Source organism: Rhizobium sp. 05N430, from assembly GCF_056396985.1.
Map to the genome: position 1 here is coordinate 1 of NZ_JBFTMO010000015.1, position 25012 is coordinate 25012.

The window sequence follows — 25012 nt, forward strand, 5'->3', positions numbered from 1 at the left end:
ACGACGTCATATGGCGTCATTGCCGCATGAGAGCGGCATGAATTGAGACCCTGCGCCGAGGCGCGGGGCAGAAACGCGTTGGTACTCCGCCCGGAAAATCAAAATGGGCGGATGAGCAGCTAATGCGGCGAGTTTTTCAACGATATCGGACATTTGTAGACACAGCAGAGATCACTATTAGCTAGACTTAAGTGATCACGAATGGAACGTTGCGCTTGTACTTTAACCGGCGCATAACACCCCATCGAGGCCAACCTTTCACGGGAGGCTCCGACTGGAAGTGACCCCGCTTCCGACCCAACGTGAAAGGACGCACCATGTTTGGCTACGTCCGAACGCGCCATCGAAAGCAGCAAAGCCGATCATCTCGCGCAGCAAATCGGCATCAGCGCTCTTCTCAACGAGTGAGCGCAGGTTCATCATGTCATCGGTCATCGATAGTGTCCCTAAGGGTGGTCATAAGCAACCCGACCCTACCGGAAATCACCGATGGCTATGAAATCCAGCTACACCACTCCTTGGGACACGATCCCATCGTCGGAATTTCGCGAGACCAACTCCCTGCTAGTTCCCGGCGCAACTCCTCCTCTTCGACCCTATGATCGAAACCATCAGGCCAGCTCGGAAAGATCATGCAGATCAATCAAGCGCACAATTCCAAGAAAATCATTTTCTTTTGATTGGTATGGACGCAAATAATTTTTAAGCGGAAAAAGATTAGTTGACCCATGTAGGAAAATAATCTATTGATGTGTTCATCGATCTTTTGCTTGCCGAACTTTGTCTACTGCGCGATTGGCACCGCGTTCTAAGCGAACTTCCTCTCAAAAATAGTCGTTATCACCGTCCGCGAAGCGTTGCTTTAGCGGTCCCTACTCTATGCTTTGAAAGGGTTCATCATGACCACAGGCACAGTAAAATGGTTCAATTCCACCAAGGGCTTCGGCTTCATTCAGCCTGACAACGGCGGCGCTGACGCTTTTGTCCACATCTCTGCCGTCGAACGCGCCGGAATGCGCGAACTCGTCGAAGGCCAGAAAATCGGCTTCGAGCTCGAGCGTGACAACAAGTCCGGCAAAATGTCGGCCTGCAATCTGCAGAACGCATAATTCGGTAGCTGCTGTCCCTTTGACCACGGATGTACTGGCATTGCCGGAGGCACGTTATCAATTCAAGGCCAGGCGTTCTGCCTGGCCTTTTTCTTTTTCGCCCGTCCATCGGGCACGTGATCGGAACCATGTGACAGAGAGATTTAGCAAATCCCGCCAGCAGGCGGAAATCGCCTTTGGCAACGTCCAGACGCAATTTCTTGCGAAGCACAAGGCCGTGGAAGAAGTTCAGTCCACTGATAAGGCCCGTGATGCGAAGACATTGAGGCTTCGCGAAGCGCGCTTGGCGAAGGAAATGGACGATCGCGCCGCGCGCGACCTCCGGTGTTCTAGCGAAGCGCGCCAGATCTAAATGATCAACGGGCAACAACCTTATGAGGATGAAATTTGAAGAAGCCTAAAACCACTGACCTTGTTGACCGGCGCACCGCAGCAGCGGATGCTAGAAAAGACCTTGTCAACGCCTACCGTGCCGCACAGGTCGCAGATATGCCCGCCAGGGTCGCCAAACGGGAAGAACGAGCAGCGATTGCTTCTGCCCGGGAAATGCGCCGTCTCCAACGTGAGCGCTTGAAGGTGGAAGAACGTCACCGGCTCGCAACCGAGGAAGTAGACCGGCAGACTGCGGCGGATGCGGCTGCACTTGCTGATGCCGACCGCATAGCGAAGGTCGTCAATGACGAAGCGGAGCGAAAGGCCGAACGCGATCGGCGCTACGCCAATCGGAAGGCAAGACGAGCGTAATTTCGCCGCCATCGATCGATTGGCCCTTCGCCTTGCTCATCTCGATGGCGAGGTGAGACCACTACCACCATAGGAGCATCCATGGTACCGGATAAAAATGAGCTCCAGGCGATCAACACGTCCTGGCAGATCGCGATCCAGGAAATTTTGCGGATGGTCATCCGTGACATGTATCACTCTGGCGGCGAGGCAGCGTTCAAAACACATATCAAACGGATCGAGGAGGCAGCGGTGGATAGCATCCACTCTGACCTCAGGCTGCGCGGCACTGATGAATGGACGGAAGTCTTGGTCAAGGAACGGGCAAGTAACTTCGTCACGACCCTGCTGACGTCGTTCACCTATGATCGCGCCTGAGAAAGCCTATCTGCCGATGGAGCGTGTGGGCCGAATGCTTCACGCCGCCAGCAGCTGGTCACCTTTCAATGTCCCCAGGGTGATTAAACGCGCATACTTAAGTTCGTCAGCTTAAAAAAATGAAATGCGCCTTGCTTAAATAAAGTACGGGCTTTCGCGCCATTGCCGTCCGAGCCGGTGATTGTGCTTTCACTATTAGAGCGTCTGAGCTTGGAGAGCGCGCGTTAGATCGCTTGGATGGTATCACAATGCTGCTGCCGCGAAAGGAGCTGCTTCCTCTAAACGAAGGCACCGATCCCCCGCCTCTCAGTTCATGACAGTCAGCAAATAGATGGGCCAGGGTTTCGGTCTCCATCATGAGCGAAGGGTGGGCGAGGCTCGAAATCAGCCAAGCCAATACGATCGTTCTCGTGCCGCCTGGCCTATGCCGAGACGATTGCTTTTACTTCTATGGTCACGTCCATCGACCGGAACGCGTCCGCCGCGCCCGCGAAGCTCCCTGAAACCGGAACGGCCTGGGCGATGTCGCGGCTCACGGCGACCGGGATCAGGTTGGCGCTGCCCATACTGCGGTTCGTCGGATCGAATGTGATCCAGCCAGCGCCTGGAAGGAAGACCTCTGCCCAGGCGTGCGTCGATCCACAGTCCGTGGAACCGGTGAGGGAGCTGTCCGGATCGAACAGATAGCCTGAGACGATCCGGGCGCCAAAGCCCAGGGTGCGGACAGTTTCCACGAATAACACGGCAAGGTCCCTGCAGGAGCCCCAACGCCGATCAAGGGTGATCAGCGGCGCTTGCGTGCCTTCCTCTTCCCGGCTCTGGTAGGCAATGGCCGATGCGATACCCAGACTGATATCCTTGAGGAGCGACAGTGTATCCGTAGGCCTGCCGGCGACGAAGCCGCGCGCCCATGTCGCGAGGCGGTGCTCGGCATCGTCATAGCGCTGAACGGTTAGCGCTCCAAGGTCTGTCCAATCGCTCTCTGGGTAGAGGAAGGGATAGTTGATCGCCGAAGCCGCGATGTCGAACACGGGCCACGCCGGTGCCTTCAAATCCACGGTCGCCGAGCTGTTCACAACAAGGCTGTCGCTGGGCGTCTGAAATGTCGCTAAAGCGATTATATTGCCGAATACGTCTTGCGACCAGCTTAGCTCAGCCTCGGGGGAAGTGGAAATTTCATGGCTCAGCAGCCTGAGCTCGCGGCCCTCGCGCGGCCTGAGCATAAGGGGGTGCGTCGACAACGATACGGTCTGTCGAAAATTGTAGGTAGTACGGTGACGAATACCAAGCATCGGCATGAAGAGCGAACCCCTGAAAGTTGACGGCAAAACCCCCGCCCTTGACCTGGGGCAACAGCTTGTCTTCTGCACGCCGCGCCAGTTCAATCAACGCATCAGCCCGGCTGCACGAAGCGCATCGTTGATCACCTTGCCAACACCTTGTTCGTCGCGACCTGCGGCATCGCGAGCCGGGCCGGGTTTTGCATAGGCCATTGCCTTGGCGATCACAGCTTCAATGCCTGAGGGCGCGGCTGTGAACTCCGGGCCACGCTGATATGCGTCTTCGGCGATGGCGACATCAGCATCATCGGCAAGACCCCAAGACCTGGCAATACGTGCGGTCGACGAAACACCTGCCTCCAGCATAAACGGCCCGGAATTTCCCAGTGGAGCTTCAGCCGCAAATGACAAAGGAACACCATGAGCCATGCCCGTGATGAGATTGACCTCGATGACCTGCCTGCCGCGTTCATCGAGCCAGACCTTACGACTATGGCCATTGATCGTTTCGATCACATCAGGTGTGCCGGAGACGTGGTGCACGCCGGCCCACTGTTGGACGATCTGCTCTGCGTTGACGGGCTTCACCGTCTGGTCATGTGTTCCGTGCCACACAGAGATACGTGGGTAGTCCCCCAGCTTGATTGCCGCGGTCGTCAAGGCCAATTGCAACTGGCTGACGCTCGGGGCTTTATGGCCTCGCATCCGCTCGAATGCCTGCCCCACACCTGAAGCGATCCCATAAGGGAGCCCGCCGATGATCGCGCCGGCCGCAAACAATTCGGGATAGGCTGCCAGCATGACGTTCGCCATTGCGCCTCCGGCCGACAGTCCGGTGATGGAGACCTTGTCAGGATCCATTCCGTGCGACACAACGACGTGGCCGATCATCTCACGGATTGACAGAGCCTCGCCCGCATCGCGCCGAATATCGCCCGGCTCAAACCAGTTGAAACACAGGTTGGCGTTGTTCGCCCGCTGCTGCTCGGGAAACAGGACCGCAAACCCTTTTTCTTCCGCCAGCTTTGACCAGCCGGAACCGTGGTCATAGGTCGCCGCATTCTGCGTGCATCCGTGCAGGACGACAACGAGCGGCGTTTTGGGAGCAAGGATGGTCGGCAGATAAAGCCAGCATCTGAGCAAGCCGGGGTTCGAACCGAAGTTCTTCAGCTCGGTCAGCTGGCGAGAATTCTTTTGCTGGATCACGTCCGTCTCCTCTGTCCATCATAGGACACTCGTTCGTATATGGGCGCGAATGCTGCGCCGCACAATTTTTTCTGCAAAGGTATCCTGTGGGCAGATCTCAATGAGTTTCCTCGGCGACCCGTGCGATACCGGCTGCCTCACGAAAGGAGATCAACCGCCGACTACTTTCGTCCCACAGGACTAGCTTTACGCATCTGAGGCTTTGCCCCAGCGTGATCCTGCCGATTTCGCCGAGTTCCGGGTGGTTCTGTACGACCTCCGGCAGGCGATAGTAGGGGACCTTGCTTGAGAGATGGTGCACGTGGTGGATGCCGATGTTGCCAGTCAGCCAGCGCAGAGGTTGCGGCAGATCATAGTACGAAGCACCGTGCAGGGCGGCTTTTGGAAACTGCCATTCCGGCTCTTTCGACCAGTGTGTCTCCTCGAATTGATGCTGCACGTAGAATAGCCAGACGCCAATCGAACCGGCAAAAAGGACAATCGGTAGGTGGACGATTAGAAAGGAGACAGGGCCGATCACCCAGATCAGGAGCGCGGCAATCGCGACAACTGCGACATTGGTGGCCATCGTCGACACCCATGGCAGCATGCCATTGCGCATCATGCCCATCGGCAGGCGCTGCTGAAACAGGAAGAGCCAAGCCGGGCCTATGCCAAACATCACCAGTGGATGCCGGTAGAGACGATAGCCGACCCGTCCCCACCGAGACCGTTCATAATATTCCGTCACAGTAAGAGTGGTGATGTCTCCGACGCCCCGCTCATCGAGATTGCCGGCTGACGCGTGATGCGCAGCGTGCGCCCTGCGCCAGTAATCATACGGGGTCAGGGTAAGGACGCCTAAAACACGGCCTGTCCAGTCATCGAAGTGCCGCCGGGCGAAAAAGGAGCCGTGGCCGCAATCGTGCTGGATCATGAATAGCCGTAGCAGAAATCCCGCTGCAGGCATGATCAGGACCAAACCCCACCAGAAGCCGTAATGGACCGCCAACCAGGTCAGCGTCCAGAAGGCGGCGAACGGGATGGCTGTGACCACCAGCTCAAATACGCTCCGGCCCGCATGCGGCGTGCGATATTTTGCAAGGATTTTAAGCCACGCCTTTTCATCCCTGCTCTCAGGAGCGGTGTACATTGGCTTCGTGTTCATTGTGGCTGGCCAGCTCTCTGCAGGGCGGCCGTGCGATAAAAGTGTTCCGCGTGCTGAGAGAGGTTCTCGGCCTCGATCCGGTCACCGGTCTGGGCGGCCTCTCGCGCCAGAAGCATATACTGCTCGTATCGCCTCATCAGGCTCTGCGAATTGGTTGTTGCGGTGGCATCCATGCTGGCGCGTGCCGGTCGGCTGGCCGACGAAGGGGAATTTTGGCTTGGTGATTTCAAAAAAATAATTCAAGCCGTTACAAGGCTTGCTCCATAAACGTAATGATTTCGGGAAACTTCGACCGCTAAGTGCGGGCTACTTTGTCATCGGCATCGCCGCCTCGGCGCGGCATCGCAGTTCGCTCACCATGTATCGCGTTAATGCGGCCGTTTGATGTTGTCTAGGTGTCTAGCCGCGCGCGGCACGCTTCCAGTTTCGTGAGGCGGCTCGACTAAACAGATCGAGACACAAGGCCTAAACTTTCGGTTTCTGAAAGCGTCTCGGTTCAAAGCCCGCCTTGGAAGTCACTATCGCGCAGTCGAAATTGGCGGATTGATACCTACGGCGAAGGTCTCACGCGTCCCAGACTGACTGATTTGGCATCGAGCATGGATATCCTACCAAAATTCCCGCGCCAGTGAACAAATTTTATACCCAGACATTGGTCAGTGAGTGATTGCTGGCGGGCCTGTTATCCTCGCCGCCTGCGTTACTATCGCGTTCGGGATCGGCCCGACTCGCCGGATAGCCGAAGACAACGCCGCATCGGCTTGCCGCCCTCCGATCGACACCTCTGCAGACAGGAGCCCGTTTTCACACATACGATTGTCGTCCCATCCCGGATGATCGGCGATTGGATATAGACATAGCCCTTCCAATGGCACGCCTGCTTTCATCGCCAAGCGCGCCTGTGAAGAAACATAGCTGTACCACGCAGCGCGTCGTTCACCCTCGATGCCCGTTTCTGCGATTATCAAAGGCCTACCATAGCGGGCATAGGTCTCGATCAGGATATTGCTAAACGGCTTATAAAGAGGATGACCGATGTCAATCGGCGGACCGCCATGGATCCACTGATTATTGAAGTAGTAATTAACGCCGATGACATCGAGATAGCGCTCCTGGCCGCCGATCTGCGGCCAGAGGCGGCCTGAGATCAGGTCCCACCCCTGAAATTGTGATTGCCGATGACTTTCGGCAACGCCCCGTTCCCATGGGCGAGATGGGTCAGTGATGACGTTTATCACCGGATCGCAATGGACGAAACGCGCTCGGCCGTCTGCGGCAAGGATCGCTTCCATGGCAGCGATCGCAGCGCGTGCCAGTTGCACCTTCAGCTCGAACCCACGCCCGCTAGCAAAGGGATTGAGGTACCCGGCGTCGCCACCCCCCCATGAGAAGAAAGAAATCTCGTTGACGGGACAATAAAACGGAACTGTGTCGCATTCTTCCCGAACAATTTTGGCACATTCGCCCGCAAAGCGTGCGAAACGGTCAGCGAAGCCCGGTGACCAGATGTCCAGATCGTCGGGCCAGCCATAATGGAGCAGGTCCCAGATCACCTGCGTACCGGTCGTTTGCGCCGCTTGCAACATGGGCCTAATGCTTGACCAGTCGTAGTGACCGGCCCGGTCGATCAGGTGCCAGCGAAAGCCGTCGCGCACCGTACGAATGCCGAACTCCGCCAGTTGACGATAATCCTGGGCGGCATGGCGGTCGTGGCCGATCGCGGCAAGCATGTCGAGCCGGCGGCCGACCTTCTCGTCCTTATGGGGACGAAGCCGGTGGCTCGAGCATTCGAATCCGCCCTGCAGGAAGGATTGAAAAAGGCCGGTTGGCCCCGACGGCACCCTTTCTGCTAGCACGTCGGAAAACAGTTTTCTCCAGTGGGGGACCACAGCTTCCGTGGCATAGCGCTCCTTGACGCTATCCCGCAGTGCAGCGCCGAGCGACCGCCGCAGTGCAGGGTCATCGATCAGCCGGGCGATGTTTTTCGCCACGGCCTCAGGGTCGCTGTAAGAAACAAAAAGACCGGAAATCTCGTCTTCGATCTGCTGCAGCGCGCCGTTGTCGGGCGTTGCGATGACTGGAAGAGAGGCGGCCCCGGCCTCGGCGATCACATGCGGCATACCTTCGCCGCGAGAAAGCCAGACGAAGATGTCGAAGGCAGACAGTAGCTCGGGAACATCCTTCCGGTCGCCGAGAAACTGCAATTTCGCTGCCAGTCCACGCTGCTGAGCCAGCGCCTTAAGGCGGTCAGCATACTCCGGCATGAAGGCGTCCGGGCCGCCGACGATCACAAAGCGGGCCCGGCTGTCGCGCAGGCCGACAAGGGCGGCAGCCTCGATAAAATCCTCGACATTCTTCTTGGGGTCGAGCCGGCCGACCCAGCCGATCAGCATCTGGTTGTCGGTTATCCCAAGCGCCCGCCGGGTCGCCCCACGGAACGACGGGTCGAAACTCGCCAGATCGACCATGGACGGGATCTCGAGCGCATGATGCTCACGCCCCGGCATATGCGATGCCGCGGCGTCGCGAATCGAACGGCAGACGCCGATATATCGGTTCGTCAGGTGTTTTGGTCCGGCCAAGGCCTCCGAGACGAGCCCGCCATGCTCGACAAGCGGGGGGCGCAGGTGCAGCCGTTCCAGGGCCGGATAGATATCGGCGACGTTCTGGCATGACACCACGATATCGTAGCAAGGGATCTTGGCAGCCAGATAGTCGACGGTAGCTTCGAACGACAGTTTGTAGGGTGTCGTATCGACATCGACGCCAAGCGCGGCCAGTTGTTCATGCGTCTGCTCCGGCATGCCCGGCTTGCGGAAGCAGGTGACCACGTCGATGCGAAAGCGCCGCGGGTCGAGATTTCCGGCCAGCAGCCGCACCTCAGTTTCCTCGCCGCCGACCACCAACCAGGCAAATACGAACAGGATGCGGATCGGCGCGGTTTCCTCTGTCATTCGCCTACCTGGAAGACGACCTGCAGGAAATCCGGCCGGTTTTCGATGAGGTCGGTTAAAAAGGCCGGCGCGTCGGTCATCGGAATGACATGGGTGATCATGTGCTCGCGGATCGCGCTACCCTCACGTCGGATAAGATCGACAGTTGCCAGCGCAAGCCGTCGGCGGTTCCACAGCGGTGCTAGTCCACGAGGCACGCGGTTGATCTGGGCACAGCGTATGGTGAGGCCATTGTGGTGAAACTCCTCCCCAAGTCGGAGCGCCTCGGCGCCGCGTTGGTAGAAGGCGAGGTCGATCACCGTGCCCTGCGGTCGCAGGGCCTTTAGCGCGGTATGCAGGCTCGCGGACTGCGCCCGGGTCTGGAATACCAAGTCGGCGCCCCGGCCCATCGCACCGTCATGCCAACGCGCCTTGGCATGCTGCCAGGCCTGATCCTCCGTCATAGCCATCAGTCCCATCGCCTCCGCCTTGCCGCGGCGGAACTCGGAAGGGTCCGTCACGAGCACGTCCGAGGCACCGAGCGCGCGGGCAAACAGCGCCGTTATCAGCCCCACCGTACCGCCGCCGATGACGATGACCGGGCGATCCTTCACGCTGGCGCCGAGGAAGGGCACTTGGCCTCCGAAAGCCTCAGCGTCGGCATGCAATATGCCGTTGGCGCAGATTGGACCCATCTGCGCGACAAGCACGCCGAGCAGTGGATCTATGTCCTTCGGCATCGGCACCAGAAGGTCATTGAACGGGTTGGCGGTGTGCCCGGACTTGTGGGCATAGGTCGTGGCAACCACATCCCCGTCTGAGAAGCCGTGTGCGCGCGATTCCGCTACGCGCGCAACTTCCATATAGCCGAGAAACGGCACCGGGAAGTGAAGGTCCGCCTCGTTCTCGATGAAAGCGCCGCGCTCCCCATCGAAACGCGATCGAAAATAGGGATTGGTGTTTTTGAGAAAGGTCAGTTCGGTCCCTGCTGAGAGGCCGGTGTAGAGAGTGTCGAGGCGAACCTCGCCATTCGCTGGCGGCCCTTCATCATATTCGAAGAAATACGGGCGGCCCGGTGCCTCGACGCCAAGCGAGCAGATTGTCCTGTGCCCCGGCGCCAGTTCGAGCGGCGGCGGTTCTGGGCGTCGCTGGAACTGCAGGGGAGCCGGGTTCGGTCTTTGCGTGCTCGGCGGATGGAGCCTGACGACCTGACCTGATTTTGCCGAGGACACCACGGCAAGTGCAAGCCGATGCGTCGTTAGCGCTTCCGCATAGGGACAACGTATTCGGTTTTCGCCGCCGCGCACTGCGTCGATGAAATCTCGGTCCTCGCGCCACACCGGGTCGCCATCGGCCCCGCGCACCGGACGTCCTCGGCCGACATCCACCATGATCTCACGGTCGGTCAACTCGATCGCCAACTGGTTTGCGAAGATGTGCAGACCAACGCGATGGTTCCATCCGAGCAGGCAGGTGGAGGCAATGTTTGCAACGACACCGGTTTCGAACGTTAGGTTGGCAGTCGTCACCGTTGGCACGTCGAGATCTGGAAAGTCGGTCCGGTCGAGATGCCCGGCACGCCCGTAAACTTCGGTGACTTCGCCCACCAGAAATCGCGCAAGATCGAGAAGATGGGTCGTCTGCTCCACCATCTGTCCGCCCGACTTATCTTCCTTCCACCACCATTTCGGCGGCGGAGTGGAATCCAGCCAGTAGCCGGACAAAAGTTGCGCCGGATTGTCCTTCAACAAGCCGCGCGCTTCGTCGACGATGTCCAGATAGCGCCAATGATAGCCGACGCCGGTAATCAGACCCCGAGCGCTCACCGCCGCCGAAATCTCCTCCGCGATTGCCAAATCGAGCGCCACCGGTTTTTCGACGAAGAACGGAATTCCCCGCTCGACGAGCGCGCGTTCCGGTTCGCCATGGGCAAAGGGCGGGACGCAGACATACACGGCGTCCGGACTGACCGCGTCGAGCATCTCCTTATGATGGGAGAAGGCTTTGGCGCCAAAACGCATCGCGGCCGCATCTGCCCGGCCAAGATCGGGATCCGCAAAGCCGACCAGTTCGACGTCGTCAAAGCCGGCGATGATGTCGAGGTGTCGTTGTGCGATCCCGCCGACGCCGATAAAGGCCAGACGTGTCTTTTGCATTGAGAGATCCTTTTGCGTTGGGCCTGATTTTCCTGCAAAGCGGCCGTAAATCGCGCCGGTTTCTGCCGCCATCCGATCGGCAGAAAAGAGCTGTCGGAAGCGTTCTCCCGCGGCGGCGCCGACGCCAGCCAGCCGAATCGGATCGGCAAGCGCCAAAATGATTGTATCGGCTAGCGACTGGACATCGCCTGGCACTGCAAAAAACGGGTGTTCTTCGCCGAGCGCTTCCAGGGTACCGCCAATACGCGTCGCGACCACAGGCGTACCAAGCGACATCGCTTCCAGCACGACGAGCGGCAGCCCTTCGAACAGTGACGGCAGGACGAAGAGATCGCTGCCTGCAACGAGCTCAGCGACATCTGCACGCTGGCCCAGAAAACGGATATGGGCGGCTACGCCGAGACTTTGGGCAAGCGCCTTGAGGGTCTCCTGTTCCTCGCCCGATCCTGCCAGCAGAAGCATGGTGGAGGGATGCCGCCTCAAGACTTGCGGCAAGGCGCGCAGCAATGTCGCATGATCCTTTTGCGCGGTCAGTCGTGCTACGGTCAGCAGAACAGGCGCATTGTCGGATGCGAGGTTTTGTGTCCGTTCCATCGCTGCTGCGATTGGCTCACGCGCATAGATGCCATTGCGGATCACCGTCAGTCGGTCCGTTGCGATGTGTGCCTCGTAACTGGCTAGCGAAGCGTCGGAGACGACGATGTGATGGGAGATGTTCCGCGACGCAAGGCGATAGTCCTCTTGTTGCCGATGGTTGGTCAGAAGATAGGGCAGGTGTTCGGTGCGGATGACCGGAATGCCCTTTGCCACGCCGACTGCGCTGAGATTAAGTCCTTCCCAGCCTATTCCAGCATGAACATGAAGGAGATCGCTACCGGCCTGAGAGAGCCAGTCTGCGAAATCCTCTTCATCGCGGGCAAGCCGTATCCTAACGCCGAAACGCGCGGCGCGGGGCAGTAGACCATTGCGATCCTCCCCGATCAGCGCAATCGTCACATCCCACTCGTGAGCGCAGCCGCGCGCAAGCGCGAGCATGTGCTCGCCCATTCCCGACGGGTCGAGACTATCCGTCGCCAGAACGATATGTGCTTTTTTAGTCAAGCTGCGAATCCGCCATGACGCTATGTCCCAGCCGCTTCTGTAAGCGCCGGTGCGTCGCAAGGGCCTGTCCAACAACCTGGTCCATGTTGTAGTATTTATAGGTGCCAAGCCTGCCCACGAACGTGACGTCGCTCTGCACCCGCGCAAGGGCTTCGTACTGCCGGTAAAGTGCCTGGTTCTCAAATCTGGGGATCGGATAGTAGGGGTCGCCTTCGGCGCATGCGAACTCGTAGCTGATGCTCGTTTTGGGATGAACCTGACCGGTCAGATGCTTGTATTCGGTAATGCGTGTGTAAGGCACGTCTTCAGAAGGATAGTTGACTACGCCGACGGGCAAAAGTCGTCGTGCGTCATGCGTTTCGTGCCGAAATTCGAGGCTGCGATAGGGCAGGTGCCCGAAGCAGAAATCGTAGTATTCGTCGATCGGACCGGTAAAGATCGTGTGTTTCGCCAAGGCGTCGTTACGCAAGTCGGCGTAGTCCGTATCGAGCAAGACCGTGATGTTCTGGTGGTCAAGCATGCGCTCGAACATCCGCGTATATCCGTCGCGCGGCATCGCTTGAAACATGTCAAGGAAGTAACGGTCGTCGTCGCTGGTGCGGGTCGAAATCCGTGCCGTGACGGAACGGTCGAGTTCGGAAGGGTCAAGACCCCATTGCTTGCGCGTATAGCCCTCGAAGAAGGTCCTGTATAGCTCGCCGCCAACCTGCGACACAACGACGTCTCGCGATGTGCGGATCGGCTCGCAGGGTTCGGCGCGGCTTGCCAGAAACTGCGCAGCCTCTGTCTCGTTCGAGAGGTTGAGGCCGAACAGCCCGTTCAGCGTCGTGCGGTTGATGGGAATGGGCAGCCTCAGATCGCCAACCTGCGCCAGCACTCTATGCTCATAGCCCCGCCAGGCGGTGAACCGGGAAAGATAGGCGAACACGTCCTCGCTATTGGTATGGAAAATATGCGGCCCGTATTTGTGCACGAGTATGCCCGCCTCATCGCGATGATCATAGGCATTTCCGGCGATATGCGGCCGCCGATCGCAGACAAGGACCGAACGGCCGTCGCTGGCGAGACGTTCGGCCATCACCGATCCGGCAAAGCCGGCGCCAACTACCAGGTAGTCGTAGCCCCGACGAACCGAACTGCGGTGAAACGCGAACGATGCGTCTCTCGAAACGGCAGGCGGGTTTCTGTCAGCAACCGCCTGCTCGACGAAATGTGACATCGAGCGAAAGGTGGCATCCCAGGACGAACTGGCAAGTGTGACATCCGCTGCCTTCCTCCATGCGTCACCTGAACGCGAAAGCGTCAGCGCGGCGTCGCAGGCTCGCGCAAACGCGACAGCGCCATCGGCTAGGAAAACGCCCTCGACATCGCCGTAGCTGCGTTCTACGTCTGTAATGCGGGTGCTCACCACCGGCCGTCCAGCCGCAAGATATTCGGGTGTCTTGGTGGGACTAATGAAGCGGGTTGCCTCGTTCAGCGCAAAAGGCATTATGGCCGCCTGCCAACCGGATAGGTAGGCCGGGAGATCCTTATAGGATTTCTGCCCGAGATAATAAATGTTCGCTGCCTTTGGCAGATCTTCGGGCGAAATCTTGACTACCGGACCGATGAAAACGAACGAGTGATCCGGCCGGGCATTTGCCGTCTCGCGGATCAGATCGAGGTCGAGCCGCTCGTCGATCACGCCATAATAGCCGAGCCGGGGATGCGGGATCGCGGCCTGATCTGCCGGGTCCCCCTGTACCTCGCGGGCTCTGCGGAAATGATGCGCGTCGACGCTGGACGGGAAGGCATGGATGTTGTCGTGCCGGTGCTTCTTCGCCTCGTAGAGACTGGCGCCGCCAGTGAAGACGGCATCAGCGCGCGCGATCAGCGCATCTTCCGTTTCCTTCAACCGGGGCGGCGCGAACTTGAAATTGGCCAGTTCGTCCATGCAATCGTAGATCACTGCTTCGGCATCCACATGTCCAGCGAAGCTGAACATCATAGGCGTGTAAAACCAAAGGACCGGGCGGCGTCCGCCGCCTAGCGCAATCAACTCGTCAAGAAGTTCACCGAGCGCCTTTTCCTGCTCAGCCTCGCTCCACCAATGCGGTATCCGCGGCCGGACAGCCTTGACGTTGGTATCCACGAAAGGGTGGATTTCCAGATAGGCGAGATGGTGGTCGGTCGGGATGAATTCTTCGAAGAAGAAGACCTCCCGTTCGCGAGAAAATCTCTGCATCAGATGCTGCGGTCTCTGCAGCACGAAATCCCATCGAAGATGCGAAAAACAAACGAGGGGAGGGTTACGGGAAGCGCAGGGTTCAGGCGTCTGCAATGTGGAATTCAACACGTCCATCAAACACCTCGTTACTTCATAACCCCAACTTCGGTTCCTTGCGAAAGTTCCGTCGGGCGAAATGGGCGTCAGTTTTCGGTGCCTGTGATCAACTGCCTGAGTTTGCGTGCGCTATGCGGCCAGGTCCAGCGAGCGAGCACAACGACGCGAGGACGCAACGTGTCTGCACATCCAAGCAAGTCGAGAATACCCTCGTGAAAGTCCATCGCGGACGCCGTGCGACCAGTTTCCGGGGTCAGGTACTGGAGCCCGCAGCAGAGCTCGCTGTTGGCCAGAACCGGAATGCCTGCCAGCATGTATTCCGTCAGGATTGCCGGCGCTCCGTCGTCTATACCACAGACAACGCCGATCCGTGCCCGGTTCATCAGGCGATTGACCTCGTCGAAGGGAACTCCGGGCGGTCCGACGAACTCGACGTCGATGCCCAGCCGTTGTGCGTGGTTGCGCAATTCCGGGACGAGTTCGCCATAGCCGGATACGCACAATGCGCGCAGCGACCTTGGAAGCCGCGCGAGCGCGTCGAACAGGATATCGTGTCGTTTGTAGTGCTGCGCGGCTGCCACGTAGATTATGTCGTGCGTCTTCGGGATGTTTAATGGGCGGAATGTCACATCGGAGGCGAATTCAGGACCGACCGGCATAACCTCCGTTCGCATTGCTGGATGACGGGCCTTCACCACGTCCGACTGCCATTCGGCGCCGGTCAACACGAGATCGAAATGACGGCTCACCTCCGAGGGCACCCGAAGCGCCGGTGCATCGATAGAATTGTAGATCTTGAAGCTGTCTTGGCAGGCAAGAATGATGTCTTCGCAGACACCAAGGCCCCACACGCAGAGAATGTCCGGTGGCCCAAATGCCGCAATATGCCCGAGCATATCGTTCGATGCGAAAGGGGCTTCCGGTCCGTTCATGCGAAACGCACGGCGCGTAAGAAATCGACTACCTGTCGTCCAGTCTGGAGGCGGCGCATTGCCACGCCAGTGCGTCCAGATTTCACAGCAATCTACAAGACCGTCCTTGAGTGCGGCCAACGGTAACCGTTCGAGATATCCTCCATCGACCGTCACGGCTCCAAGGTCCGAAACCGGCTTGGGGAAGCAGCCTCTCGACCCACTCAGCCATTGGTGGCGATATGCGTTTACGGACGGAATGTCGTCATCACCCAACGCTCCGTCCTGATAGTCGCTAATGATGACGATACGGCGCAGCTTCATAAACATACCTAATTGATGTCGACACGGTAGTCTGTGAGGCGGCACTACCACTTAACTTCCAGAGAAGGATCCAGTTCCGAGACGTCGCTGCTGCGGACGTGTGTGACACTAAAGAGCTGATCGAATTCGTTGTGATCGAATTTTTCTTCAAAAGCTCGAGCTCCACTGACAACGCAAGCTTTCCGTAAATGGGCGGATAAGGCGCGATGGCGGAACCCGCGAGCGTCGCAGTAGTTCATACGAAACAGAAGAATCCGATGAGGATCGTCTTGGTCACCATCTCGATCGTCGTGCTCATGATGGCCGTCATTGCCGCAACCTGCTGCCATCCCCGTTACGAAGCTTCCTATCCGAAGCCGTACGACATCACGGAAAATAGATCGAGTGATCTGACCTGCGGTGCCGCAGAGCCTGCTTATAGCGTTTAACCGAAGACTTGCATGTTCCAAACGGTCTCGGACCTCAAGACGCTGCCCGATGTCGTGTTCGGCGAAACATTTGTCTGGCTTCGACGTTGTATTAATCCAGTGAGCACACAGGGTGAGCCGTGATCGAAGCCAAGCCGTCAGACATTCATGGGGACAAGCCGGCCGCGGCCTCCACACAAGGGATGGTCGATCACAAGGAGCTCGCTGCATTCGCGTTTCAGCGAACGCGGATGCCTATTGTGGTCGCGGATGCCCGTCAGCCCGACTACCCACTTGTTCTTGCAAACGAAGCTTTCCTTCACCTCACCGGCTATGACGCGCAAGATCTCGTGGGACGGAACTGTCGGCTTCTGCAGGGAGAGAACACATCGAGAGAGTCTGTCGCCCAGATACGGGCCATCATCGGCGCTGAGCGCGAGGGCACAGTCGAAATCCTCAACTATAGGAAGGACGGAAGTGCCTTTTGGAACCAGCTTCATCTCAGCCCCATCAGGGACGACGACGGTCGTCTTGCCTATTATTTTGCGTCCCAGATCGACGTCACCGAATATCGGAAGGTCCAGACGCTCGAAGAGGCTGAGCACCGTTTGCTGCTGGAGGTGGACCACAGAACGAAGAACGTGCTGGCCATCGTCGATAGCATCGTGCGCCTGACACGATCCGACAACGCCGCTGCCTATGCCGCGTCCGTTCAGCAGCGGGTTCAGGCGCTTGCCAGAACCCACATGCTGCTCGCCGAGAATGGCTGGCAGGAGGCCTCGCTCCACGACATCATATCGCTGCAGATCAGTGCCTACGGGGCTAAAGCTGTCGAGATCAGCGGTCCGTCGGTCATGATCCCCGCGCCTTCGGTTCAGCCACTCGGACTGGCAATTCATGAGCTTGCCGCAAACGCTGCGGTGCATGGAGCGCTCTCGCATCCTGAGGGAAGCCTGACTGTCACCTGGCGACAGGCGGACAACGGGCTGACGATTGAGTGGCGCGAGCAGGGCATCAAGAACGGCGCTACGCCCCGGAAGGGCTTCGGCACTGTTTTGCTTGGCGCCGTGCTGGAGAAGCAACTTGGTGGCAAAATAAGTCGGGAGTGGCGCGACCAAGACCTTCACGTCAGGGTCGAGCTGCCGTCGCTGAACCGTGTCGGCGCCAGTCTCAGATCCAAACCTTGACACCTGCTGTCGGGACCGACGAAGAGCGAGCTGTTGCAGACGGAGGCGCAGTCTGGTCGGCGGAAAGGTTTGCGAACGCTTTCCCTCCACGGAATCACTTCGTCGATCCGACTCTGCCAGCCATTACGATGGAAGCGAGTGTGGACGTCAGGTAGGCATCTCAGCCGATAACCGTCAGCATCATTCTCACTTTCTGGGCAAGATCATCAATCGCAAAGGGTTTTGTGATCATCTCCATACCAGGGCCGAGAAATTCAGCTCTGGCGGCGGCGGCTGCGGCGTAGCCGGTGATGAATAGAACTTTCAGACCGGGACGGGCGGCGACGGCGATTTCCGCGATTTGGCGCCCGTTCAATCCCGGAAGGCCAACGTCCGAAACCAGCAAATCGATACGTTCAGACCCTTCGATCACGGGCAGGGCTTGGTTGCCGTCAACTGTTTCAATCACGCGGTACCCGAGCTCCTTGAGTACGTCGACGACGAGCATGCGAACGGAGTCATCATCCTCGATAACAAGGACGGTTTCCCCGTCGCCGCGCGGCAGGGAAATTGCGGGTTTCTGTTGGGTGGGCGCCCCTGCTTCGGTTGCCGTTCCTCCCGGAAGGTACAGCTTGATCGTCGTGCCGATGCCGATTTCGCTATAAATGCGGGCATGGCCCCCCGATTGCTGCGCAAAGCCATAAATCATCGACAAACCGAGACCCGTACCCTGTCCGATCGGCTTTGTCGTGAAAAAGGGATCAAATGCCTTATCAATCGTCGCTTGCGACATGCCCGTGCCGGTGTCACTCACGGCGATCACGACGTAATTCCCGGGTTCCAAGGTCTCGCCGTGGGCGAGGTCGGCCTTGGTGAAACCAACATTTGCAGTCTCAATGGTCAACTGACCACCATCCGGCATCGCATCGCGGGCATTGATGACCAGATTGAGGATAGCGCTCTCGAGCTGGTTGGCATCGGTGATCGCGTTCCAGGTCTCGGGTGCCGGAATAATCTGCAGTTTTACCTGCTCCCCAAGGGTCCGACGAAACAACTCCTCCATGGAAACAACGAGTTTCGTTACGTCGACAGGTTGCCGATCAAGGGACTGGCGGCGGGAAAAGGCAAGTAGGCGATGAGTGAGTGATGCAGCGCGATGCGCGGACGATGTCGCTGCATCGATAAACTTGTCGAGATCATCGGTTTTTTTGGCAGCAATCCGTCTCTTGATGATGGATAGAGCGCCGATCACCCCCGTGAGCATGTTATTGAAATCGTGCGCGATACCACCAGTGAGCTGACCAACAGCTTCCATTTTTTGAGCTTGCCGCAATTGGGCTTCCGTTTCCTCAAGGACCGCTTTCTGTTGCTTGTCGAGCGTGACATCGCGACCATATGCGTAGATGCGGTCGTCTTCGCGGGAGGTCATCCAAGAAATCACCCGAGGCGAACCATCGTGATGGGTGAGTCGCACTTCAAGCGCTGTATGGGTGTTCTCTGAGGCCCTCTTTAGGTCGGGCTGCGTCTGGTCACGGTCCTCCGCCCAGACGAAGTCGAGTACTCTTTTGCCGATGACCTCACCCGGTATGTGACCGAGAATGTCACGCCAGGACGGGCTGACATCCCTGAACACCCCATTCGTATCGATTACGACGAGAAGGTCTCGCGAGTTTTTCCAGACGCGGTCCCGCTCACGAATGCTGTCACGCGCTATCTCGGCAAGCTTCTCGTTGGCATGCCGCAGACTTTCCTGCGTTTTCCTGGCATCGGTTATATCAAAGATGACGCCGACGTAGCGCCGGCCGCTGGTCTCGATGTTCTCCACATATTCGCCGCGGCGTGCGAGCCAGCGCTCTTCTCCGTCGTCGGCGCGCGCGACCCGAAACTCGATGTTATGTTCGCTCTGAAGACTATTGGGATCGCTGAGATCAATAATAGGTTTGTCGCCGGGATAAATGAGGTCGTTGAGGGTCTTGACCGGTAATATTTTTGTCGGATGTAGGCCGAACAGTCGACAGAACTGTTCCGAGACGCGGATCGTGCCGTAGCCGACGATATATTCGAAAGTACCGATGCCGCCTGCAGACTGGGCGATGCGAAGTTGCTCGTCGCTGCGCTTCTGTTCGGTGATGTCGACAAGAGTGCCGACGAACTTTACCGGCTCGTCGTCTGCGTTGCGGATCGCCCGTCCGCTGGCACGGACCCAGCGATAACCACCATCGTTGCGCAGCAGCCTATATTCCTTGGAAAAGACCTCCGAGCCGGCCAGAATCCCCGCAACAGCAATTTTCACCCGCTTCAGGTCGTCGGGATGGATGGAGGCGAAGAACCGGTCGGTCGCGACGCCTTCGGCCAGCGCGACTGGGTCTTGGTCGGTTATGGAGGCAAAACGCGCGTCTGCCACAAGGCGCTTTTCGGCAATATCCCATTCCCAGCTGCAAGTCGCGCCAGCTGCTTCCAGAACCAACTGCAGACGTCGTTGTGCCGCGTCCATCTGCGAACGTTCACGGTCGATCACCGGGTTATCGGCACTATTTGTCATGAAGTTCGCCAATGCTAATTCGGGTTTGTGCTACTCGGTATCCGTCATTACACGGTCGATAAAATCGCCAATGAGCTGCTTCAGCTTCTCCATGGACGGCAAGTCCATGATCATCGCGATGTAGCCGCGGATATCACGTTCCCGGACAGAAAAGTTAATGTACAGGAATAGCACGAAACTTCCTTCGCCGCTTCGGTTGTAAACCTCGAAGAGCAGGCTGCTGTCGCCGCGCAGCACATCTGGGAGCGACATTTTCAAGCTATGCTGCAGCATGTTCGCCATGGAGCCGAGACAGCCGTTGAGTATGACGTTGCCGGTCTCGGCGAGCGCCTCGTCTTCCATCTCGAGAAGCTCTGCCTCTTCCATTTCATCACCAACAATGGCGCGCACGAGCGACAGGCCGTTGCTTTGCGGGAAGATCAGCAGCGCCCGGCCAGAGAACGGGCCCTCGAACTGCTGCTGCACGGCTATGAGAGCTTCGCTCTCCCGTTGGCCGATCAGGGACGCGGCGGATTTCCTGGTAACGATCTCGACCGATGGCACCGAAAGGATGACTTCTTTTTCGACCATCTTGCGCAGGCTTGCGGCCGCGCGGCTGACGCCGATATTCACGAGTTCGGTCAGCGCGTCGCGCTCGAGTTCGTTGAGGTCGATCGTATCGTCCGTCATGTGCCGGCTTTCTTGAGCCGAAGAGCGGCCCCTGCAATAAAAGGGCTGAGCGCGTCCTGTGTTACCGGCTTGGCGACGAATGTGGCGTTAAGGGCACGCACGCGAGCGACAATTTCGTCCTGGACGTTCGCGGTAATCACCGCGATCGGCATGTGAGGGTGGGCGGACCGCAGCTCCGATGCCAGCTCAAGGCCATCTTTATCCGGCATATTGAAATCCAGTATCGCCACGTCGATATGCTGGGAGCCCACGAGCGTCAAGGCATCCGCAGCACTGCCGGCTTCGACACGCGTCCAATCGGGCTGCAAGGCGGCAATCGCCTTGCCCGCGACAATGCGAGCCAGTTTGCTATCATCCACGACCAGGACTGTAACAGTCATTTCATTCCCCGACATATCATTGCGAACCTATGCATACTTATGACCTGTAACACGTATGTTTGTGCAGGAGCATTCGCTCGTTGGATAGCCTATCACTGGCCGGATTGCCTGCAACAAGCGTAAATTTCTCGTAGCACACTATCTGATATCAAGGATGATACAGGGGGGCTCATAAGAGTTGGCCGGAAAACCATCAATGCTTGCAAAAGGGAAGTGTGGATCGTTGTCGCGGCGCTCAGGTCTATATGTAGGTCGGGATGGCGATCCATGTAGTCCACCAGTGTCTCGACTTCCTCGACGCCACATTGACCTTCCAATCGAATTGCCTTGTCATCGACGCTTATAGTCATTGTATCAGCTCCTCCAGATCGAGCACGAGCAGGACCCTGCCGTCGCCGAGTAGGGTGGTACCAGCTATCCCCGTCACTCCCTGAAGGAAACCGGATAGCGGCCGCGTCAGGGTTTCGGCCCGTTCTGCAATTGCATCGACCACCACGCCGATTTGGTCTTCCCCGGCCCGAACCACGAGAACCTTCAGGTCCGCGGACGCTGCGCCGGTCTGCGGGATCTGAAGCAGGTCGGCGAGATAAAGCAAGGGGATGGTGCGATCTCGCAGGATGAATGCGCGGCCGGCCCTGATCGGCTGAACGGCCCGCAGCGGTAGTCTCTGGGTCTCAACTATGTCGGAAATGGGGATGCCGTAACGTTCGCCTCCCACTTCGACGACCATCAGTTGGGTCATCGAGAAGCTGATCGGGAGCCTGAGCGTAAAGGATGTTCCCGATCCAAGCGCAGTTTGCATGTCAAGTGTACCGCCGAGCCGGTGGATGGAACGTTGCACAACGTCGAGGCCGACGCCGCGGCCCGAAAGGTCGGATACTGCCGACGCGGTCGAGAAACCTGGCGCGAAGACAAGCTGCAGCGCATCCCTGTCGGGCAGGGAGGCCGCCCTGGTTGCGGTCAACAGGCCCCTGTCCACGGCGGTCTTGCGGATGCGCTCCGGGTCCATACCCCGGCCATCGTCGGTCACTTCGATTTCGACCTGGTCGCCGCGCTGGCGTGCGCGCAGGAGGATGCGCCCTCTCGCCGACTTCGACGATTGCAAGCGTTCGCCGTCGTGTTCGATACCGTGGTCAAGCCCGTTTCGAATGAGGTGGAGCAGCGGTTCGAACAGGTTTTCGACGATTTCCCGGTCGGCTTCGACGGTTTCGCCTTCGATCACCAGATCGAGTGCTTTGCCGAGCTTCGTGGATGTCTCGCGGACCAGCCGCGGAAAACGGCGGAACGTCTGCTCCAGGGGGATCATCCTGGCCTGGGTGACGGCGCTGTAAAGCGAGGCCACAAGCCGTTCGATCTCCTCGTGGCTGGAGCCGATGCGTCTAGCAAGCGCGCCTTCACCATGGTTTTGCGCCTCCTCGGCGAGTGGCACGAGGCCGTTCTTGGCAGTGACCAGCTCGCCGGCAATCTCGATGAGCCTGTCGATTCGCGCCGAATCCACCCGCATAGTCGCCTGGCGATCAGTGAGGCGTTGCGGCGATCTATCAATTGCGGCGGATGTCCGTTGATCGCCCGGCCGGGGCAGTTCTACCAGCTTCACCTGATCGGGGATCAGGCGGAACTCTGGTTCCAGCTTCGACAGCGGCCCACCGCAAACGGCCTCGATCACCAGGCTACAGCGGAAGGGATCGTAGTTTTTCGGCGACGGAGGCGGCTCTGTAAGCGAGAGTGACAGATGTTGAAGGTCCGGCAGGCGCGAGATGGTCGCCAGAGGATCGTCGCCGTTGAAAAAGCATTCAGGGTGCGGTTCGTAGCGAATGGCGATCACGGTGCCTGGGGTGCCAGAGGACGGTAGGCGTTCGGCAAGTGCGAGCGCCCATTCCGGTATTGTCGTCGAGGAACGGATTGCCTCAACGGTTTCGCGCGCGGTCATCTCGCCTTTCAAAAGACCGAAAAGCCGGGAGGCTTGTTTGTCCTGGGCGTCGGACAGATGGCCGGTTTCAACGATCGCGTCGATGCTGTCTTCCACCCATTCGACCACCGACAGAAGTGGATCGACAAGGGTCGCATCCACCGCGATCATGCCGGCGCGCGCGTGGGACAGGAGGTTTTCGGCGTGATGCAGCACGTCCTTCATCGGGCCGAGGTCGAAAAGGCCCACGGAACCCTTGAGCGTATGGATTGCCCGGAAAGCGCTTTCCAGATGTTCTCGATTGCCGGCGTCGGCCTCCAGCGCCATCAGGTCGTCTGAGGCCTGCTGGACGAGCTCGCGCGCCTCGATGGCGAACTGTTCGATCAATTCATCCATCTATATATCTCTCGTCTCGCGATAAACGATGGCATCGGGAAAGCGCACCGTGTCGAAGGACTTCGACATTCTCGACATAGACTCCGTATGGCCAAGGCAAACATAGCCGCGGGGATTCAACATTTCGCGAATGTTTCGTGCTGCGGTCTCGCGGGCCGCTTCGTCAAAATAGATGAGCAGGTTGCGGCAGAATATCACGTCAAAATGACCGAGCGCGGCAAGGCTCTGGCGATCGATGATATTGCCCTTCGCAAAGGTGACGGACTCCCTCAGATCGCCGATCAGCCGGCGCTGCTGATCCCGCTCTGGTTCGAAATAGCGGTCGAGAAGATCCGGGGACAGCTTTGAGAGCGCCCGCTGGCCGAAATAGCCATCGACCGCGCGGCGCAGGATCTCTGTATCTATATCTGACCCGACGATCTCGATATTATAGGCATCCACGAGCGGCCAGTTTTCGAGCAGCCAGATCGCGATGGAATACGGTTCCTCGCCGCTGGAGCAGGGCATGGACCAGATGCGGATCCGGTCGCCCGGACCCTTTGCGCGGATGAGGTCGGGAAGGATCGAATTGCTCAGGCACGAAAGCTGGTGCAATTCGCGATAGAAATACGTCTCGTTAATTGTGAAGCTGTTGATCAGCAGTTCGGATTCACCGAAATCGCTGCGCAGTATCGAAATGTAGTCCCTGACGGATCGCGCCCGCCGCTGGCGCAACAGGTCCGTAATGCGGCGCTCGATATAATAGCGCTTCGTCTCACCAAACACCATGCCGCTGCGCTTGTAGATGAGGGCGCAGATTTCCTCGAGGTCAGCCGCAGACAGAGGCTCCAGCCCGTATTCTTTCGAGGTGATCGGTGGCATGGCCATCAGCAGACCTGATCCATCAGATGTTGCCCGATCTGGTCGAGCCGCTTCACCTCGCTCGCTCCGCCGCGCTGCACCAGCTCGCCCGGCATTCCCCAGACGACGGCGGTCTCTTCGGCCTCGGCAATCGTATAACCGCCGGCTGATCTGAGATCGGCCATAGCCGCCGCGCCGTCATTGCCCATGCCGGTCATAAGGACGCCGATCAAGGATCTTGCCGGAACATGCTTCATGGCCGAGCGCACCATGCGATCGACGCTCGGATGCCAACGGAACTCGGGATTGTTCGGTGCCGCCATGGCGACCAGATTTCCGGCGCGGGAAGAGATGAGGATATCGGCGTCACCCCTGGCGATGTAGATATTGCCCGGATCCAGACGTATCGGCCGGGTGACTTCTGTGACGGTCATCGCACATATCCTGTCGAGACGCTTGGCAAGGGCTCCGGTGAAGGAGGCGGGCATGTGCTGCGCGACCACGACCGGCCATTTAAAGTCGGACGGCAGACGGGTAAGCACCGCGTCCAGCGCCGGCGGGCCACCTGTCGACGTGCCGACCAGCACCAGCCCGTGGGCCGCCGCGTCTTGGGTCACGGGACTAGAGGTGGTGTCGCGAAGCTTGGACGAGGATACCGGTGCAGACGGCACGGACCGGGCGAAACGGACGCGCTCTGCGAGCCGGCGGCTGCGCCGGATGCGCACCGAAGCGGCGATGCGGACCTTTTCGACCAGGCGAGGCGCCAGTTCCTCGATGCCAAGGGAAATGGCGCCGCTCGGTTTTGCGATGAAATCGACAGCACCGATCTCGAGTGCCGCCAAAGTCTCTTCCGCTCCTTCTTCGGTGAGAGAGGAGACCATCACCACCGGGCAGGGGTGCTCTAGCATGATGCGGTCGAGACATTCCAGGCCGTTCATCCGTGGCATGTGGATGTCGAGCGTTACGACGTCAGGGCGAAAGTCCGAGATGATCTTCAGCGCCTCATCGCCATCGCGGGCGAACCCGATTTGGAAATCAGGCTCAGTGCCGAAAATCTGGCCGAGCAGCTTCCGCATAAGGGCGGAATCTTCGACGATGAGGAGACGGATCAT

General features: G+C 58.7%; 20 protein-coding genes and 2 pseudogenes. 7 read left to right on the forward strand and 15 right to left on the reverse strand.

The window, feature by feature from the left end; genetic code table 11:
- Positions 1–258: 258 nt before the first annotated feature.
- Complete coding sequence (locus AC1DJO_RS23895; RefSeq protein WP_162698873.1) at positions 259–435, reverse strand: hypothetical protein; 177 nt, start codon at positions 433–435, stop codon at positions 259–261.
- 464 nt (positions 436–899) lie between these two features.
- Here AC1DJO_RS23895 and AC1DJO_RS23900 point away from each other — a divergent pair, with 464 nt between their 5' ends.
- The 5 genes and pseudogenes from AC1DJO_RS23900 to AC1DJO_RS23920 all read left to right on the forward strand — a co-directional run.
- Positions 900–1109, forward strand: coding sequence for a cold-shock protein (locus AC1DJO_RS23900; RefSeq protein WP_037135461.1), 210 nt, complete (start codon positions 900–902; stop codon positions 1107–1109).
- 130 nt (positions 1110–1239) lie between these two features.
- Positions 1240–1465 (forward strand): annotated as a pseudogene (locus tag AC1DJO_RS23905) (hypothetical protein).
- A 31-nt stretch (positions 1466–1496) separates the two neighbouring features.
- The gene (locus tag AC1DJO_RS23910) at positions 1497–1853 is read left to right on the forward strand and encodes a DUF6481 family protein (RefSeq protein WP_112386786.1); all 357 of its coding nucleotides are present in this window, start codon (positions 1497–1499) and stop codon (positions 1851–1853) included.
- Between the two features lie 81 nt (positions 1854–1934).
- Positions 1935–2210, forward strand: a complete 276-nt coding sequence (locus AC1DJO_RS23915) for a hypothetical protein (protein ID WP_112386787.1) — start codon at positions 1935–1937, stop codon at positions 2208–2210.
- 144 nt (positions 2211–2354) lie between these two features.
- Positions 2355–2482 (forward strand): annotated as a pseudogene (locus AC1DJO_RS23920) (Fic family protein); the annotation flags it as partial.
- Between the two features lie 150 nt (positions 2483–2632).
- Here the strand turns inward: AC1DJO_RS23920 and AC1DJO_RS23925 are convergent.
- The 8 genes from AC1DJO_RS23925 to AC1DJO_RS23960 all read right to left on the reverse strand — a co-directional run bounded on the left by AC1DJO_RS23925 (position 2633) and on the right by AC1DJO_RS23960 (position 15591).
- Positions 2633–3508 (reverse strand): transglutaminase family protein, encoded by an 876-nt coding sequence (locus AC1DJO_RS23925; protein ID WP_477973244.1) that lies wholly within the window; start codon positions 3506–3508, stop codon positions 2633–2635.
- An 87-nt stretch (positions 3509–3595) separates the two neighbouring features.
- The gene (locus tag AC1DJO_RS23930) at positions 3596–4696 is read right to left on the reverse strand and encodes an extracellular catalytic domain type 1 short-chain-length polyhydroxyalkanoate depolymerase (RefSeq protein WP_112446018.1); all 1101 of its coding nucleotides are present in this window, start codon (positions 4694–4696) and stop codon (positions 3596–3598) included.
- 97 nt (positions 4697–4793) lie between these two features.
- Positions 4794–5843, reverse strand: coding sequence for a fatty acid desaturase (locus tag AC1DJO_RS23935; protein ID WP_112386790.1), 1050 nt, complete (start codon positions 5841–5843; stop codon positions 4794–4796).
- Positions 5840–6016: a DUF4167 domain-containing protein gene (locus AC1DJO_RS23940; RefSeq protein ID WP_112386791.1), complete on the reverse strand. Its 177-nt coding sequence runs from the start codon at positions 6014–6016 to the stop codon at positions 5840–5842. The genes AC1DJO_RS23935 and AC1DJO_RS23940 overlap by 4 nt, the downstream gene beginning before the upstream one ends.
- A 483-nt stretch (positions 6017–6499) precedes the next feature.
- Positions 6500–8797 carry a glycosyltransferase family 4 protein gene (locus AC1DJO_RS23945; RefSeq protein ID WP_112386792.1) on the reverse strand — a complete coding sequence of 766 codons (2298 nt, stop codon included), beginning with the start codon at positions 8795–8797 and terminating at the stop codon, positions 6500–6502.
- Positions 8794–12033: a glycosyltransferase gene (locus AC1DJO_RS23950; RefSeq protein ID WP_442208360.1), complete on the reverse strand. Its 3240-nt coding sequence runs from the start codon at positions 12031–12033 to the stop codon at positions 8794–8796. The genes AC1DJO_RS23945 and AC1DJO_RS23950 overlap by 4 nt, the downstream gene beginning before the upstream one ends.
- Positions 12026–14374 carry a UDP-galactopyranose mutase gene (gene glf / locus AC1DJO_RS23955; RefSeq protein ID WP_442208322.1) on the reverse strand — a complete coding sequence of 783 codons (2349 nt, stop codon included), beginning with the start codon at positions 14372–14374 and terminating at the stop codon, positions 12026–12028. Before glf ends, AC1DJO_RS23950 begins: the two co-directional genes overlap by 8 nt.
- Positions 14375–14442: 68 nt before the next feature.
- Entirely contained in the window at positions 14443–15591 is a 1149-nt protein-coding gene (locus AC1DJO_RS23960; protein ID WP_442208321.1) for a glycosyltransferase family 4 protein, read from the reverse strand.
- Between the two features lie 257 nt (positions 15592–15848).
- On the opposite strand from AC1DJO_RS23960, the gene AC1DJO_RS23965 reads away from it, so the two are divergent.
- Both AC1DJO_RS23965 and lov read left to right on the forward strand, forming a co-directional pair.
- Positions 15849–16019, forward strand: a complete 171-nt coding sequence (locus AC1DJO_RS23965) for a hypothetical protein (protein WP_162698876.1) — start codon at positions 15849–15851, stop codon at positions 16017–16019.
- Positions 16020–16138: 119 nt separating this feature from the next.
- Positions 16139–17185, forward strand: a complete 1047-nt coding sequence (gene lov, locus AC1DJO_RS23970) for a blue-light-activated histidine kinase (RefSeq protein ID WP_112386796.1) — start codon at positions 16139–16141, stop codon at positions 17183–17185.
- A gap of 160 nt (positions 17186–17345) precedes the next feature.
- Here lov and AC1DJO_RS23975 read toward each other — a convergent pair whose 3' ends face one another.
- From AC1DJO_RS23975 to AC1DJO_RS24000, 6 genes are all read right to left on the reverse strand, one after another.
- Complete coding sequence (locus tag AC1DJO_RS23975) at positions 17346–19706, reverse strand: PAS domain-containing protein (RefSeq protein WP_112386797.1); 2361 nt, start codon at positions 19704–19706, stop codon at positions 17346–17348.
- A gap of 30 nt (positions 19707–19736) precedes the next feature.
- On the reverse strand, positions 19737–20375 hold the full coding sequence (locus AC1DJO_RS23980; RefSeq protein ID WP_112386798.1) for a chemotaxis protein CheX: 639 nt from the start codon (positions 20373–20375) through the stop codon (positions 19737–19739).
- A complete protein-coding gene (locus AC1DJO_RS23985; RefSeq protein WP_112386799.1) occupies positions 20372–20755 on the reverse strand; it encodes a response regulator in 384 nt (127 codons plus the stop codon). The genes AC1DJO_RS23980 and AC1DJO_RS23985 overlap by 4 nt, the downstream gene beginning before the upstream one ends.
- 346 nt (positions 20756–21101) lie before the next feature.
- Positions 21102–23060, reverse strand: a complete 1959-nt coding sequence (locus AC1DJO_RS23990; protein WP_112386801.1) for a chemotaxis protein CheA — start codon at positions 23058–23060, stop codon at positions 21102–21104.
- Positions 23061–23927, reverse strand: coding sequence for a CheR family methyltransferase (locus AC1DJO_RS23995; protein ID WP_112386802.1), 867 nt, complete (start codon positions 23925–23927; stop codon positions 23061–23063).
- On the reverse strand, positions 23927–25012 hold the full coding sequence (locus AC1DJO_RS24000) for a protein-glutamate methylesterase/protein-glutamine glutaminase (protein ID WP_112386803.1): 1086 nt from the start codon (positions 25010–25012) through the stop codon (positions 23927–23929). The genes AC1DJO_RS23995 and AC1DJO_RS24000 overlap by 1 nt, the downstream gene beginning before the upstream one ends.